General features: G+C 74.2%; 17 protein-coding genes. 5 read left to right on the forward strand and 12 right to left on the reverse strand.

The features are described from left to right. Positions 1 to 108 precede the first annotated feature (108 nt). Together B4U46_RS08370 and B4U46_RS08375 are read left to right on the forward strand one after the other, a co-directional pair. On the forward strand, positions 109 to 921 hold the full coding sequence (locus tag B4U46_RS08370) for a hypothetical protein (protein WP_100863910.1): 813 nt from the start codon (positions 109 to 111) through the stop codon (positions 919 to 921). A gap of 220 nt (positions 922 to 1,141) precedes the next feature. Then, positions 1,142 to 1,618 (forward strand): hypothetical protein, encoded by a 477-nt coding sequence (locus tag B4U46_RS08375; protein ID WP_237292734.1) that lies wholly within the window; start codon positions 1,142 to 1,144, stop codon positions 1,616 to 1,618. 22 nt (positions 1,619 to 1,640) lie between these two features. On the opposite strand, the gene der is transcribed toward B4U46_RS08375, so the two are convergent. The 5 genes from der to B4U46_RS08400 all read right to left on the reverse strand — a co-directional run bounded on the left by der (position 1,641) and on the right by B4U46_RS08400 (position 6,470). Then, a complete protein-coding gene (gene der, locus B4U46_RS08380; protein WP_079425465.1) occupies positions 1,641 to 3,104 on the reverse strand; it encodes a ribosome biogenesis GTPase Der in 1,464 nt (487 codons plus the stop codon). A 78-nt stretch (positions 3,105 to 3,182) separates the two neighbouring features. Further along, positions 3,183 to 3,866: a lysophospholipid acyltransferase family protein gene (locus B4U46_RS08385; RefSeq protein ID WP_079425466.1), complete on the reverse strand. Its 684-nt coding sequence runs from the start codon at positions 3,864 to 3,866 to the stop codon at positions 3,183 to 3,185. After that, complete coding sequence (cmk, locus tag B4U46_RS08390; RefSeq protein WP_079425468.1) at positions 3,827 to 4,528, reverse strand: (d)CMP kinase; 702 nt, start codon at positions 4,526 to 4,528, stop codon at positions 3,827 to 3,829. Before cmk ends, B4U46_RS08385 begins: the two co-directional genes overlap by 40 nt. A 134-nt stretch (positions 4,529 to 4,662) precedes the next feature. Beyond that, a complete protein-coding gene (locus B4U46_RS08395; protein ID WP_079425470.1) occupies positions 4,663 to 5,751 on the reverse strand; it encodes a prephenate dehydrogenase in 1,089 nt (362 codons plus the stop codon). A 131-nt stretch (positions 5,752 to 5,882) separates the two neighbouring features. Further along, positions 5,883 to 6,470, reverse strand: a complete 588-nt coding sequence (locus tag B4U46_RS08400; protein WP_398908244.1) for a YidB family protein — start codon at positions 6,468 to 6,470, stop codon at positions 5,883 to 5,885. On the opposite strand from B4U46_RS08400, the gene B4U46_RS08405 reads away from it, so the two are divergent. The 3 genes from B4U46_RS08405 (at position 6,457) to B4U46_RS08415 (ending at position 8,080) form a co-directional block, all read left to right on the forward strand. After that, on the forward strand, positions 6,457 to 6,801 hold the full coding sequence (locus B4U46_RS08405; RefSeq protein ID WP_079425474.1) for a DUF952 domain-containing protein: 345 nt from the start codon (positions 6,457 to 6,459) through the stop codon (positions 6,799 to 6,801). The two genes, B4U46_RS08400 and B4U46_RS08405, sit on opposite strands and share 14 nt — an antisense overlap. Positions 6,802 to 6,887: 86 nt before the next feature. Beyond that, positions 6,888 to 7,370 carry a Rieske (2Fe-2S) protein gene (locus tag B4U46_RS08410; protein ID WP_079425476.1) on the forward strand — a complete coding sequence of 161 codons (483 nt, stop codon included), beginning with the start codon at positions 6,888 to 6,890 and terminating at the stop codon, positions 7,368 to 7,370. Positions 7,371 to 7,399: 29 nt separating this feature from the next. Next, positions 7,400 to 8,080, forward strand: coding sequence for a DNA polymerase beta superfamily protein (locus B4U46_RS08415; protein WP_079425478.1), 681 nt, complete (start codon positions 7,400 to 7,402; stop codon positions 8,078 to 8,080). A 10-nt stretch (positions 8,081 to 8,090) separates the two neighbouring features. On the opposite strand, the gene B4U46_RS08420 is transcribed toward B4U46_RS08415, so the two are convergent. From B4U46_RS08420 to B4U46_RS08450, 7 genes are all read right to left on the reverse strand, one after another. After that, a complete protein-coding gene (locus B4U46_RS08420; RefSeq protein ID WP_079425480.1) occupies positions 8,091 to 9,107 on the reverse strand; it encodes an ADP-ribosylglycohydrolase family protein in 1,017 nt (338 codons plus the stop codon). After that, positions 9,104 to 9,868, reverse strand: a complete 765-nt coding sequence (locus tag B4U46_RS08425; RefSeq protein WP_079431627.1) for an NUDIX hydrolase — start codon at positions 9,866 to 9,868, stop codon at positions 9,104 to 9,106. Before B4U46_RS08425 ends, B4U46_RS08420 begins: the two co-directional genes overlap by 4 nt. A gap of 71 nt (positions 9,869 to 9,939) precedes the next feature. Beyond that, positions 9,940 to 11,028 carry an AAA family ATPase gene (locus B4U46_RS08430; protein ID WP_079425482.1) on the reverse strand — a complete coding sequence of 363 codons (1,089 nt, stop codon included), beginning with the start codon at positions 11,026 to 11,028 and terminating at the stop codon, positions 9,940 to 9,942. Next, entirely contained in the window at positions 11,025 to 11,639 is a 615-nt protein-coding gene (pnuC, locus tag B4U46_RS08435; RefSeq protein ID WP_079425485.1) for a nicotinamide riboside transporter PnuC, read from the reverse strand. Before pnuC ends, B4U46_RS08430 begins: the two co-directional genes overlap by 4 nt. A gap of 158 nt (positions 11,640 to 11,797) precedes the next feature. Then, positions 11,798 to 13,036, reverse strand: coding sequence for a pseudouridine synthase (locus B4U46_RS08440; protein WP_079425487.1), 1,239 nt, complete (start codon positions 13,034 to 13,036; stop codon positions 11,798 to 11,800). After that, positions 13,036 to 13,656, reverse strand: a complete 621-nt coding sequence (scpB, locus tag B4U46_RS08445) for an SMC-Scp complex subunit ScpB (protein ID WP_079425489.1) — start codon at positions 13,654 to 13,656, stop codon at positions 13,036 to 13,038. Before scpB ends, B4U46_RS08440 begins: the two co-directional genes overlap by 1 nt. After that, entirely contained in the window at positions 13,653 to 14,744 is a 1,092-nt protein-coding gene (locus B4U46_RS08450) for a segregation and condensation protein A (RefSeq protein WP_079425491.1), read from the reverse strand. The genes scpB and B4U46_RS08450 overlap by 4 nt, the downstream gene beginning before the upstream one ends. Positions 14,745 to 14,921 lie beyond the last annotated feature (177 nt).

A 14,921-nucleotide genomic window follows, 5' to 3' on the forward strand; every position in this document is an offset into this window, starting at 1 on the left:
GCCGGTTCGATTCCGTTCCCTCAAACGGCGTGACCCCGGCCGAGCCTCGGCCGTTGTGCCCGGCGAGCCGGGAACCCCCCGGCCTCCGCACGAATGAGGAGCCCACCCGTGCCGCGCATGCTCGACGTCAGTCTTGAGGTACGTGCCGAGATCGGTGACGAAGAAGCCGACAGGCTGCTCACCGGCGACGACGCCCCGGGCAGTTACGACTGCACCTCCTGCCGCACCCCCGGCGACCCCGAGACCGACCCGACGAGCACGGTGCTGTTCGTGGGCGAGGAGACGGCCGTCCTCGCCTTCGCCCACGCCGGCTGCATCCCCTCCCAGGTCGTCACGGTCTCCGAGGCCGAGCTCCAGGGCGCGGTCCGCAGCATCACCGGTGACAGCCCCGCCCCCGAGCAGGCGGCCGCCGGCGAGGCGCCGCAGAGCGTCCCCGGCGGCCAGGCCGTCCTCGGCATCACCAGCGGCCTGATCCTGATCAACGGCGAACTGCACCCCGCGCTCGTCGTCGAGCCGACCGCGCCCATCGCCCGCCCCGGCACCACCGGCCCCGGCGACGACTTCCTGCCGCTCCTCATCGAGCAGGGCTTCATCCCCGTCACCGACACCAACCAGGTGCCCTCCGCCCTCGAGGGCTGGTCGGTCCTGCTGGCCGGCGGCCAGCTGCACGCCGTGCTCCAGCCCGGCGCGGGCGGCGGCCCCCAGGCCTCCTGGTGGCAGGCGCACCAGGCGCTGTCCGTGACCGACGGCTGGCGGGCCGCGGTCAACAAGACCCAGCGGGTCCTGGTGTACGCCGCCCCCGTCGGCTCCATCGGCCAGCAGCCGCGCGAGGACCTGCTGCGCGACGCCCTGGACAAGGCCGCGAGCAACGGCAAGCTCGTCGCGGCCTCCATGCCCCTCGCGGGTGCCGCGGGCGCCTGAACCCCAACCTTTCCCACCCCGCCGGAAACGGCCGCCCGTCTTCCCCACGAAGGAGGCCGGTCGGCATGCGCCGGGGGTGCGCGGTCCGTCCCGCGCACCCCCGGCGATCTGCGTTTTACGCCCCGTCACCCCGCATCCGCAGGGCCCCGGTTTCGTTGGCTGATACGTGCATGCATACGACCCCTCCCGCGCCCCGTCCTATCCGAGCAGCGTCCCCCCGATGCGCCCCGCCCTGGACCGGGACCACGCTCCGGCCGCCTCGCACACCCCGATCTTCGACGCCCTGTACTCCGAGTACCTGCGGGCCTTCCGGGCCCTGCCGGGCGACCGGACCGGCGAGGAGGACCTCGGCTTCACCGCGTTCTCGTACGGCTCCTCGCACGGATCCTCCTACGGCTCCTCGCACGGTTCCTCGTACGGCGGCTCCTACACCGGGTCCTCCGGAGTCTCCTACGGCAGCGGCTCGTACGCCGCCGGGTGGAACGGTTCCGCATGGCAGCGCTCCGACCCCTGGCAGCCCGCGTACCCGCCCGCGCCGGTCGTCCCGCAGCCCCAGTACGCCCACGCCGGCGCCGCCGTCCCCGTACCGGCGTCCGGGGCCGGACAGGGCTCCGGATACGGCGACGGGCGGCAGCACCAGACCGGGATGCAGCACATCCCGGCGGCCCTGCCGCCCGCTCCGCGCCGGGGCTACTGACCCCGGCCCGCCACCGCGACCGCTACTTCTTCTTCTTGTACTGGGCGCCGCGCTTCTCGCGAACCCGCACCGAGATGTGCAGCGGGGTGCCCTCGAAGCCGAACTCCTCGCGCAGGCGGCGCTCGATGAAGCGCCGGTAACCGTGCTCCAGGAAGCCGGAGGCGAAGAGGACGAACCGCGGCGGCTTGCTGCCCGCCTGGGTACCGAACAGGATGCGGGGCTGCTTGCCGCCGCGGATCGGGTGCGGGTGCGCGGCGACGATCTCGCCGAGGAAGGCGTTCAGCCGGCCGGTGGGGACGCGCGTCTCCCAGCCCGCGAGGGCGGTCTCGATCGCCGGGACCAGCTTCTCCATATGGCGGCCGGTCTTCGCCGAGACGTTGACCCGGGGCGCCCAGGAGACCTGCTGCATCTCGGTCTCGATCTCGCGCTCGAGGTAGTAGCGGCGCTCCTCGTCCAGCTCGTCCCACTTGTTGTACGCGATCACGATCGCGCGGCCGGCCTCGACGGCCATGGTGATGATGCGCTGGTCCTGGACGCTGATGGACTCGGTGGTGTCGATCAGGATGACCGCCACCTCGGCCTTCTCGACGGCCGCGGCCGTGCGCAGCGAGGCGTAGTAGTCGGCGCCCTGCTGGAGGTGGACCTTCTTGCGGATGCCCGCCGTGTCGACGAACTTCCAGGTGACCCCGCCGAGCTCGATGAGCTCGTCGACCGGGTCGCGGGTGGTGCCGGCCAGCTCGTTGACGACGACGCGGTCCTCGCGCGCGACCTTGTTCAGGAGGGAGGACTTGCCGACGTTGGGGCGGCCGATCAGGGCGATGCGGCGCGGGCCGCCGACCGGGGCCCCGCCGAAGGTCTGCTCGGGGGCCTCGGGCAGGACCTCCAGGACGGCGTCGAGCATGTCGCCCGTGCCGCGGCCGTGCAGCGAGGAGACCGGGAACGGCTGGCCCAGGCCCAGGGACCACAGGTAGGCCGCGTCGGCCTCGCCGCTCTGGCCGTCGACCTTGTTGGCGCACAGGACGACGGGCTTGCCGGACCGGCGCAGCAGCTTGACGACGGCCTCGTCGCTGTCGGTGGCGCCGACCTTGGCGTCCACGACGAAGACGACCGCGTCGGCGGCCTCGATGGCGTACTCGGCCTGGGCGGCGACGGAGGCGTCGATGCCGAGGACGTCCTGCTCCCAGCCGCCGGTGTCGACGACCTTGAAGCGGCGGCCCGCCCACTCGGCCTCGTAGGTCACGCGGTCGCGGGTGACGCCCGGCTTGTCCTCGACGACCGCCTCACGGCGGCCGATGATGCGGTTGACCAGGGTCGACTTGCCCACGTTCGGGCGGCCGACGACGGCGAGTACGGGCAGCGGTCCGTGGCCGGCTTCGCCGATGGCGTCCTCGACGTCCTCGAGGTCGAAGCCTTCCTCCGCGGCGAGCTCCATGAACTCCGCGTACTCGGCGTCGCCAAGTGCTCCGTGGTCGTGCTGGTCGTTCATGAAGTCCGTTCCTCGTCGTTCGTGGTGGTCGGTGGTGTCGTCCGCGCGGCGGGCACCACTACTGGGTTCAAGTCTCGCTCAGCGCCCGGTGAGGCGCTTGGCGTCGGCCAGGTGGGCCGTCAGCCGGTCCTGGATGCGCACGGTGGCCGCGTCCAGCGCGGTCCGCGTACGGCGGCCCGTGCCGTCCCCGGCCTCGAAGGCGGAGCCGAAGACGATGTCGACGCGGCTGCGCAGCGGCGGCAGGCCCTTGACGAACCGGCCCTTGGCCTCGGTGCTGCCGAGGACGGCGACCGGCACGATGGGCGCGCCGCTGCGGACCGCGAAGTAGGTGAGGCCGGCGCGCAGGGACGCGAAGTCCCCGTCGCCGCGGGTGCCCTCGGGGAATATCCCGAGGGCGCCGCCGTTGCCGAGGACGTCCAGGGCGCGGGTGACGGCGGTCCGGTCGGTGCCGGAGCGGTCCACCTTCACCTGTCCGATCCCCTCCAGGAAGGGACCGAGCGGCCCGACGAACGCCTCCTTCTTGATCAGGAAGTGCAGCGGCCGGGGTGCGGTGCCCATGACCAGGGGTCCGTCGATGTTGTGGGAGTGGTTCACGGCCAGGATCACGGGGCCGGTGGCGGGTACCTTCCAGGCACCCAGCACACGCGGCTTCCAGAGCCCGTACATGAGCCCGATTCCGATGCGTCTGCCGACCGCCGCACCCTTGAGGGAGGGCGTATCGCTCACTTGCTCCGCCGCTCTTCCACCAGGGTCACGACGCACTCGATGACCTGGTCGAGGGTGAGCTCGGTGGTGTCCACCTCGACGGCGTCGGCGGCCTTGGCCAGCGGGGAGGTCTTGCGGCCGGAGTCGGCGGCGTCCCGCTTGATCAGGGCTTCCCTGGTGGCGGCGAGGTCGGCGGCCTCCTTGCCGCGCAGTTCGCCGTTGCGGCGGGCGGCGCGGGCCTCGGCGGAGGCGGTCAGGAAGATCTTGAGGTCGGCGTCGGGCAGGACGGTGGTGCCGATGTCCCGGCCCTCGACGACGATCCCGCCGGCCTGCGCGGCCGCTTCGGCGGCGATGGAGCGCTGGAGCTCGGTGATCAGGGTGCGCACCTCGGGGACGGCGCTGACGGCGCTGACCTTGGAGGTGACCTCCTGGGTGCGGATGGGGCCGGAGGCGTCCTGTCCGTCGACGGTGATGGTGGGCGCGGAGGGGTCCGTGCCGGAGACGATGGCCGGCTTGCCGGCGGCGAGGGCGATGGCCTGCGGGTCGTCGGTGTCGACGCCGTTGGTGATCATCCACCAGGTGATGGCCCGGTACTGGGCACCGGTGTCCAGGTAGCGCAGCCCGAGCTTGGCGGCCACGGCCTTGGAGGTGCTGGACTTGCCCGTGCCGGAGGGACCGTCGATGGCGACGATCACGGCGGACGGAGCTGCGGATTCCACGGTGCGGGCACCTTCCTGGTTGCGCGTACGTGTCCGGGCGCGCCCATAGCGCCCCTCACCAGGTTACCGGGCCCTGGCACCGGCCGGTCCCGGGCGGTCGGCGGGGCCCGCACGGGGCCCCGCCGGGTGCCCGGCTACTGCTGGCGCAGGGCCCAGCCCCGCTCGCTGAGCTCGGCGGTCAGGGGGGCGACGGCCCTGGGCTCGACCATGAGCTGCACCAGGCCCGCCTGCTGGCCGGTGGCGTGCTCGATCCGCACGTCCTCGATGTTGACCCCGGCCCGGCCGGCGTCGGCGAAGATCCGGGCCAGCTCGCCGGGCTTGTCGCTGATGAACACCCCGACCGTCTCGTAGGCCGTGGGGGCCGCGCCGTGCTTGCCGGGGACGCGGACGCGGCCGGCGTTGCCGCGCTTGAGGACGTCCTCGATGCCGGCGGCCCCGCCCCGGCGCTTGGCCTCGTCGGCGGACTGCAGGCCGCGCAGCGCCTCGACGGTCTCCTCCAGGTCGGCGGCGATGCCGGCCAGGACGTCGGCCACGGGCCCGGGGTTGGCGGAGAGGATCTCCACCCACATCCGGGGGTCGGAGGCGGCGATCCGGGTCACGTCGCGGATGCCCTGCCCGCACAGCCGCACCGCCGTCTCGTCCGCCTCCTCCAGGCGGGCGGCGACCATGCTGGAGACCAGCTGCGGGGTGTGGGAGACCAGCGCGACCGCCCGGTCGTGGGCGTCGGCGTCCATCACCACGGGGACGGCCCGGCACAGGGCGACGAGCTCCAGCGCGAGGTTCAGCACCTCGTGGTCGGTGTCCCGGGTCGGGGTCAGCACCCAGGGGCGGCCCTCGAACAGGTCGGCGGTCGCGGCCAGCGGGCCGGAGCGCTCCTTGCCGGCCATGGGATGGGTGCCGATGTAGGCGGAGGTGTCGGCGCCCAGGGCGGCGAGCTCGCGGCGCGGCCCGCCCTTGACGCTGGCCACGTCCACGTAGGCCCGGGCCAGTCCGCGTCCGATGGCGTCGGCCAGGGCCGCGGCCACGTGGGCGGGCGGTACGGCGACGATCGCGAGGTCGACCTGGCCCTCGGGGGCGTCGTCGGTGCCGGCGCCGAGGGCGGCGGCGGTACGGGCCTGCGCGGGGTCGTGGTCGACGAGGTGGACGGAGATCCCGCGGGCGGTCAGGGCGAGCGCCGCGGAGGTGCCGATCAGTCCGGTTCCGATGACGACGGCGGTTCTCACGGGGGCGCTCCAAGGGTGATCACGTAACGACGGGCCGGGCCTGACTCAGGGTAGCCACTCGGTACCGCGAGAGGACCCGGCGGTCCGCCCTGTGGACGGGGCCGGGCCCTCGCGGCCGGTCGTGCCGGAAGTCAGAGGTTCTGCTGCCGGATGATGTCCTCCAGGGATCCGGAGGGCACCTGCCCGTCCGGGGTGAGCTTGTCGACGACCTGGGGAAGGTGCTGGGCGATCTGGTCGGCCGCCTCCTGGGGGCTGACGCCCGCATGCTCGGCCGCCTGCCGCAGGGCGTCGTCCGGGAGGGCCTTGGCGACCTGCTCCCCGCTGACGGGCTGGTTGTCGCCGGTGCCGATCCAGGACTGGGCCTGGTCGGCAAGGCCGGACTTGGTCAGCATGTCCAGCAGCCCGCCGAGGGGGTTGTTCGCGCCCGCGCCGCCCGCACCGCCACCGCCACCGCCCAGGAGGGCCCCCATCAGGGAGCCGAGGATGTTGCCGCCGCCTGCGGCGGCCGGGCCGCCCTGGCCGCCGCCGAGGAGTCCGCCGAGCAGGGAGCCGAGGTCGTTACCCGCCATCGTCGTGTGCCTTTCGGAGGGGGTCGGGCGCGCGTCGGCGGCGGCCCGGCTTCGAGACACCGACAATGTCGCCCAGATCGTCCCGTACCGCCACTTGGTATGCGGGCGTCGGCGCCGGTGCGGTAGAACCACCGGCATGATCTTCCACATCGTCCCGCTCGCGGACTGGAGCGCCGCTCCGGAGCTGCCGTACGCCCCCGCCTCGCTCGCCTCCGAGGGCTTCGTCCACTGTTCGGCGGACCGGCCGACCGTCCTCGCCATCGCGGGGTCCCACTACCGGGAGGTGCCGGGTCCGCTGCTCGCCGTGGAGCTCGACGAGGCGGCCCTGACGGCGGAGGTCCGCCGCACGGGCGGCCCCGGCGACCCGTACCCGCACGTTCATGGCCCGTTGAACCGGGAGGCCGTGGTGCGCGTGTGGGAGGTCGTACGCACGCCCGGCGGCGGTGCGGCGGAGCTGGCCCCCTGGCACCCGGGCGGATGAAACGGAGTGGCGGACTTCAATCGGAGCCCGGCACGCGCCAGGATGCTGCTCGCCAACCCCGCCACCGACCGAACAACGGAGCTCCCATGACCGAGTCACACACCGCCCGGCGCACGGTACTCGCGGCCGGGGCGGCCGCCCTGGCAGGCGGCACGCTCGCCGCCTGCGGCGGCGGGGAGAAGAAGCCCGCCACCGAGCCGTCGGCCCCGTCCGCCCCGTCCGCGGCCGCCTCCGCGCCGGCGGCCTCGTCCCCGGTGGCGTCGGCCCCGCCGCAGGCGGCGAAGCCCCTCGTGGACTCTTCGAAGGTGCCGGTCGGCGGCGGCACGGTCCTCAAGGAAGCGAAGCTGGTGGTGACCCAGCCGACGGCCGGGTCCTTCCGCTGCTTCTCGGCGGTCTGCACCCACGAGGGCTGCCTGGTGAACAAGGTCGCGGACGGCACCATCGACTGCCCCTGCCACGGCAGCAAGTTCCAGGTGGCGGACGGTGCGGTGGCCCACGGCCCGGCGAGGCGGCCGCTGGAGGAGAAGCAGATCACGGTGGCCCCGAACGGGGAAATCTCGCTCGCCTAGCCCGCACCCGCCCGCCTACCCTCCCCCGCATGGACGACCTCACCCTGGTCCGGGACCACACGATCTACGCCTGCGTGACGGGCTCCCGCGCCTTCGGGCTGGCCACGGAGACGAGCGACACCGACCGGCGCGGTGTCTTCCTCGCCCCCACGCCGCTCTTCTGGCGGTTCGACAAGCCCCCCACGCACGTGGAGGGGCCGCAGGAGGAGGAGTTCTCCTGGGAACTGGAGCGCTTCTGCGAGCTCGCGCTGCGCGCCAACCCCAACATCCTGGAGTGCCTGCACTCCCCGCTGGTGTACCGGACCACCCCGGTCGGAGAGGAACTCGTCTCCCTCCGCGAGGCCTTCCTCTCCCGCCGGGCCCACACCACCTTCACCCGCTACGCGGCCGGGCAGCACCGCAAACTCGTCGCGGACGTCCGCCTGCACGGCGCCCCCCGCTGGAAGCACGCCATGCACCTGCTGCGCCTGCTCCTGTCCTGCCGCGACCTGCTGCGCACGGGCCGCCTGGACATCGACGCCACCCCCTACCGCGACGGCCTCCTGGCGGTGAAGCGGGGCGAGCTGACCTGGGAGGAGGTCGACACCTGGATGACCCGCCTGACGGAGGAAGCCGAATCCGCCCTCGCCTCCACCCCCCTCCCCACCGACCCCGACCTCCCCCGCGTCGCCGACTTCCTCCACCGCACCCGCCGGGCGTCGGCCGTCTAGGCCGGACCGCTCACGCGTCCCAGAGGGCGCCGAAGGACAGGAGTTCCTCGCGGTATTCGATGCCGCCTTCCCAGTCGCGGGGCCAGGCGTCCGCGCCGAGGTGGGCGCCCGCGAAGGCGCCGGCCAGGCAGGCCAGGGAGTCGGAGTCGCCCGACGTGCAGGCCGCGCGGCGCAGGGCCAGGAGGGGTTCGTCCGGGAAGAGCAGGAAGCAGTGCAGGGCCGTGGCCAGGGCCTCCTCGGCGATCCAGCCCTCGCCGGTGGCCAGGCAGGGGTCGGTCTCCGGGGAGGGGGTGCGCAGGGCCGCCGTGAGCCGGTCCAGGGCCGCCAGGCACTCGTCCCAGCCCCGGGCGATGAAGGACTCCGGGGAGGCGTCGCAGGCCGTGCGCATCCAGAGGTCGCCGAGCCAGCGCTCGTGGTAGCGGGTGCGGTTCTCCAGGGCGTACGAGCGCAGCCGCCCGACCAGGCCCGTCACCTCGGTGCCCTGCGCCAGGAGGTGCACGGCGCGTGCGGTCAGGTCGGAGGCGGCGAGGGCGGTGGGGTGGCCGTGGGTGAGGGCCGACTGGAGCTGGGCGGCGCCCGCGCGCTCCTCGTCCGTCCAGCCGGGGACCAGGCCGACCGGCGCCACGCGCATGTTGGCGCCGCAGCCCTTGGAGCCGGTCTGGCAGGCGTCGCGCCAGTCCCGCGCCGGGTCGTCCAGCAGGCGGCAGGCCACCATGCAGGTGCGGCCGGGGGCGCGGTTGTTCTCCGGGGAGTGGTACCAGTCGACGAACTCCTCGCGGACCGGCCGGGTCAGGCGCAGCGGGCCGACGCGGCCGCGCTCGGCGGCGGTCCGCATCCCGCGGGCCAGGGCCAGGGTCATCTGGGTGTCGTCGGTGACGATCGCCGGGCGCGGCAGCCGCATCTGCCGCCACGGGCCGGTCTTGGCCAGGATGGCCGGGACGTCGTTGAACTCGGTCGGGAAGCCGAGGGCGTCGCCCAGGGCCAGTCCGATCAGGGCGCCGGTCGCGGCGCGCTTGGGGGCGGTCACGGGGTCGGTCCTTCCGTGGGTCGCAGCAGGGGCGGGTGGAGCGTGGTCGCCGGTCCGGCCCGGTAGAGGGCGGCCGGTTTGCCGCGGCCGCCGGTGAGCCGGGCGGCGCCGGGCACGGCTTCGACGAAGCCGGGCGTGGCGAGCACCTTGCGGCGGAAGTTGGGCCGGTCGAGGCCGGTGCCCCAGACGGTCTCGTAGACGGCCTGGAGCTCCCCGAGGGTGAACTCGGGCGGGCAGAAGGCGGTGGCGAGGCAGGTGTACTCCAGCTTCGCGCCGACCCGGCGCCGGGCGTCGGCGAGGATCCGCCCGTGGTCGAAGGCGAGCCCCGAGGCCTCCCCGACCGGCACCCAGCGCGCCCGGTCGGCGTCCCCGCCGCCCTCCTCGGCCGGCTCGGGCAGGTCCGGCACGAGGGCGGTGAAGGCGACGGAGACCACCCGCATCCGGGGGTCGCGGTCCGGTTCGCTGTAGGTGCGCAGCTGCTCCAGGTGCAGGGCGCCGACCAGTTCCGGCGGCAGGCCCGTCTCCTCGGCGAGCTCGCGCAGCGCCGCCGTCTCGGCGGACTCCCGGGGCAGCACGAACCCGCCGGGCAGCGCCCAGGCCCCGGCGTAGGGTTCCCGCCCGCGCCGGATCAGGAGGACGTGCAGGGCGCCGCCGCGCACGGTGAGCACCGCCAGGTCGACGGTCACCGCGAACGGCTCGAAGGCGTACGGGTCGTAGGGCGCGGGCGCCTGCGGTCCACGCCGGTCGGGCTCGGCCCGCACGGGCTCGGGCCGCACGGGCTCGGGGCCGGGCGGGCGCCGCCGGTCGTCACGGTCCGCCGCCGCCGGGGGGTTCACCGGCGCTCCGGGAGGAGCGCCGTGAAGTGCCAGCCCTCGGCCAGCAGGCCGTCCACCGCCGCCACGGCCTGCTCCAGCCGCGAGCGCCGGTCACCGCTCACCATCAGGAAACGCCTCCCGGTGCGGGCGAGTTCCCGCCGGAAGCGGGCGGTCATCCAGGGTCTGAGCTCCGGACCGTCGCGCAGCCCGTCGTCCTCGAAGGGGACCCCTTCGTGGTCCGTCAGCAGGTACAGGTCCCGCCGGGTCCGCGCGGCGATCCGCTCGACCTCGCGGCTGCGTCCGCCGACGTAGCGCTCGTGCCAGATGCCCGTCGCGAAGGAGTCGGTGTCGCAGAACAGCACCGGCGAGCCCAGCCGGGCGGCCCGGTCCTCGTTCTCGTCCTGCCGCCGGGCGATCACGGGGAACTCGCGCGAGGCGAAGGCCATGTCCTCCCAGGAGGCCGCCGGGTCCACGGCGCGGGCCGCGGCCAGCTTCTCCTCGCTGTACTCGCGCCCGTACTCGGCCACCCAGCCGGTCTTCGCCCACACCCCGCCGCGCCGCCGGTAGTGCGCGGCCAGCTCCCGCGAGAGGGTCGTCGTCCCCGTGGACTCGGCCCCGAGGACGACGACGCGCCGGGTCAGCGCGGCCCGGACGGCCGGCCCCAGGAACTCCCAGCAGCCGGCCGGGTCCGCCCGTACGGCCGTCCCGGAGACCGGGAACAGGCTGCGCGCCGGGTCCACCAGGACCTCCTCGGCGCCGAAGCGCCGGGCGAGCTCGGCCCCGTACTCCTCCGAGGTGAACACCGCGTCCACCCGCCGGCCCACCGCCGCCCGGAAGACCGCCATGTGCGCCTCCCAGACCTCCGGGTCGTGCAGGTCGACGGGGATGTCGTCGACCGCGCCGACCACGTGCGCCCCGGGATGCTCCTCGCGCATCCAGCGCACCCGGTCGGCGAGCGGCACCGATTCCACCGAGGCGGCGCAGACCAGCACGGTCAGCCGCTCGCACTGGTCCTGGGCGGTGCGCACCAGGTGGTGGTGGCCGGCGTGCGGCGGGTAGAACTTGCCGAGCACCAGCCCGTGCCCGAACCGCTTGCCGCCGCTCATGCGGCCACCCCCTCGGCCGCCGCCGTACGGGCGCCGCGCACCGGGAGCGCGCGCCGCCAGCCGACGTAGCCGGCCACGCACAGGGCCAGGAAGCCCACGTAGAGGACCGAGGTCAGGTACAGCCCCTTGTAGGCGTACAGCGGGACGTAGACGAGGTCGGCGGCGATCCACAGCCACCAGGACTCCAGGAGCTTGCGGCACTGCCCGTAGGTGGCCATGAGCGAGAGGGCGGTGGTGAGCGCGTCCCAGAAGGGGACGGTGGAGTCGCTGACCCGGCCGAGGAGCAGGGTCAGCGCGGCCGTCCCCACCGCCCCCGCCGCGAGCAGCCAGAGCCATTCGGCGCGCGTGGTGCGGCGCACCGGCAGGGCCTCGGCGGTTCCTGGTCCACCCCCGTGGGTCCAGGACCACCAGCCGTACGCGGCGAGGGCGATGAAGACGATCTGCAGCCCGGCGTCGGCGTAGAGGCCGGCCTGGGTGAACAGGACGATGAAGAACACGTTGTTGGCGATGCCGACCGGCCAGTTGGCGACGTGCTGCCGCGCCACCAGCCAGACGCACAGGGCGCCCGTGGCGAAGCCGAGGATCTCGGTCCAGCTCATGTACCAGCCCATGGGGCCACCCGCTCCCTTTAATAGTCAGCCTGACTATAAACAGGGGCGGGAAGCCCCGGCAAGGTGCGCGCGGGACCTGCGTGCGGGGCCTGCGTGCGAAAACGCGGAAGCCCGCGGTGCCGGTGGCACCGCGGGCTTCGCAGGGGTGTCGGGGGCGGCTAGAGGCCGACCTCGCGCATGAGCATGCCGACCTCGGTGTTGGTCAGGCGGCGCAGCCAGCCGGACTTCTGGTCGCCGAGCTCGATGGGGCCGAAGGCGGTCCGGACGAGCTTGTCGACCGGGAAGCCGGCCTCGGCCAGCATCCGGCGGACGATGTGCTTGCGGCCCTCGTGGAGGGTCACCTCGACCAGGTAGTTCTTGCCGACCTGGTCGACGACGCGGAAGTTGTCGGCCCGGGCATAGCCGTCCTCCAGCTCGATGCCGTCCTTGAGCCGCTTGCCGATGTCGCGCGGCAGGGAGCCGGTGATCGCGGCGACGTAGGTCTTCTGCACGCCGTACTTGGGGTGCGTGAGGCGGTGGGCCAGCTCACCGTGGTTGGTGAGGAGGATGATGCCCTCGGTCTCGGTGTCGAGCCGGCCGACGTGGAAGAGGCGGGTCTCGCGGTTGGTGACGTAGTCGCCCAGGCACTGGCGGCCGTCCGGGTCCTCCATGGTGGAGACGACGCCGGCCGGCTTGTTCAGCGCGAAGAACAGGAACGACTGGGTGGCGACGGTCAGGCCGTCCACCTTGATCTCGTCCTTCGGCTGGACGCGCTTGCCCTGCTCCGTGACGATCTCGCCGTTCACCTCGACGCGGGCCTGCTCGATCAGCTCCTCGCAGGCGCGGCGCGAGCCCATGCCGGCCCGGGCCAGCACCTTCTGCAGCCGCTCGCCCTCCAGCTCGGCGCCGGGGAAGGTCTTCGGGGTCTTGATCACGGGCTTGTCGGCGTACCGGTCGCGCACCCGCTCCTCGATCCGCGCGTCCAGCTCGCGGGGGCGGGACTGGCCGCTGCGGCTGCCCGGACCGCGGCGCGGGCCGCCGGCCCCGCCGATACCGGGGGTCTTGGAGGTCTTGGGGCCACCCTTGGCCCCGCCGCGCGCGGCCGCGCCGCGGGCACCGCCGCCACCGGCCTTGGGGCCGCTGCGGCTGCGCTCGCCCTCGGGGCCCACGTCGTAGCGGCGCTCCTCGGGACGGGGGTTGCGGGGACGCTGGGGCGCCTGGTCGCGGTCGCGGCCGCGACCCGCGGAGCCTCCGCCCTGGTACCCGCCGGAGGAGCTGCCGCCGCGGGAGCCGCCCCCGCCGGAGGAGCCGCCACCGCGGTAGCCACCGCCGCCGGAGCCGCCGCGGGAGCCACCGCGTCCGCCGCCACCGCCGCCGCTGTTCCTGTTGCCGCCGTTGCCGTTGCCGCTGCTTCGCATCAAAGTTCCGTCGTCTTGTCGTCGTCTACGTCAGTGTCCGGTGCGTCCGGATCGAACGACGGCACACCTTCTTGCGTCTCGGCTTCGATCGCGTCCGCCTCGGGGAGGAAGGGCGCGAGCTCCGGGAGCTCGTCCAGGCCTCGCAGGCCCATCCGCTCCAGAAAGTAGTTCGTCGTCCTGTACAGGATCGCACCTGTTTCGGGTTCCGTGCCCGCCTCGGCCACCAGACCCCTCTGGAGCAGGGTCCGCATGACCCCGTCGCAGTTGACCCCGCGGACCGCCGAGACCCTTGAGCGGCTCACCGGCTGGCGGTACGCGACGACCGCGAGGGTCTCCAGGGCCGCCTGGGTGAGGCGGGCCTGCTGGCCGTCCAGGACGAAGGCCTCGACGGCCTCCGCGTACTCGGGCCGGGTGTAGAACCGCCAGCCCCCGGCGACCAGGCGCAGCTCGAAGCCCCTGCGCTGGACGGTGTACTCGTCGGCGAGGGCGGCGAGGGCGTCGGCGACCTCGCGGGGGGTGCGTCCGAGCACCTTGGCCAGGTGCTCGGCGGTGGCGGGCTCGTCCACCACCATCAGAACGGCCTCCAGGGCCCCCTTCAGCTCCGTCGTCGTCCCGGTCACTCGGACACCTCCACCACTCGGTCGAACTCGTCGGTCACGGTCGGCATGCCGTCGCCGTCCCCGCCGCACCAGCGGACGGTGAGGGTGAGCAGGGCCTCCTCCTGGTCGAGGACCACGGCCTTCTCCCGGTAGAGCTCCAGGAGCGCCAGGAAGCGGGCCACGACGGTGAGGGTGTCCGGGGCGTCCTCGGTCAGCTCCCGGAACGTCGCCTCGCCGCGCGCCTTCAGCAGGCGCACGACGAGACCCGCCTGCTCGCGGACGCTGACCAGCGGGGCGTGGATGTGGTCGACGTAGACCTCGGGCTTGGCCCGGGGCTGCATGGCCTTGACGGCGAGGCGGGCGAGGCCGTCGGCGCCGATGCCGAGGACCACCTCCGGCAGCAGCTCGGCGTGGTGCGGCTCCAGCCCGACGGTCCGGGGGTAGCGGCGGGCCTCGTCGGCGGCGCGGTGCTCGAAGATCTCGGCGATCCGCTTGTACGCGCGGTACTGGAGCAGCCGGGCGAACAGCAGGTCCCGGGCCTCCAGCAGCGCGAGGTCGGCCTCGTCCTCCACCTCGGCGGCGGGCAGCAGCCGGGCGGCCTTGAGGTCGAGGAGGGTGGCGGCGACGACCAGGAACTCGGTGGTCTGGTCGAGGTCCCAGTCGGGGCCCATGGCGCGGATGTGCGCCATGAACTCGTCGGTGACCTTGGAGAGGGCGACCTCGGTGACGTCGAGCTTGTGCCGTGAGATCAGCTGGAGCAGCAGGTCGAAGGGGCCCTCGAAGTTGTCGAGCCGGAGCGTGAACCGGCCGTCGGCGGCGTCGGGGGGCGTGTCGGCGGCGTCGGGGGCATCGACCGCGCCGCCCCGGCCGGACCCGGTGTCGGTGTCGGGGGCCGTCTCCGCGGGGGCCGCCTCCGCCGTGTCGGGGGCCGTCCCGGGCTCCGGGAGCCGTTCCGGCGGCCCTACGGGGGATCCGGCGGCTTCGTGGTCGCGCGGGGTGGCATCGGCGCCCCCCGGGCCCTCGGGCCCCGCAGCGGGCGCCTCAGCGGGTTCCGCCGGGGTGCCGGGGCCGTGCCCCAGGGGGCGGCGGGGGGTGGGGTTCGGGGGCATGCGGGTCCAGGGTGGTGCGGTGTGACTGCCGGGCGGCCCTTGCAGCCTAGGCCCTGGCCGGGCGATTCCCGGCCCACCACCGTGCGCGGGGCAGGGGTGCCGCTGCGCGGGGCAGGCCCCTCCCCGCCCTTCCACCGTTCCCCGGGCGCCGCCCGGACCCTCCGCCGGCTACCGCCG

This window comes from Streptomyces katrae, assembly GCF_002028425.1.
Lineage (GTDB): Bacteria > Actinomycetota > Actinomycetes > Streptomycetales > Streptomycetaceae > Streptomyces > Streptomyces katrae_A.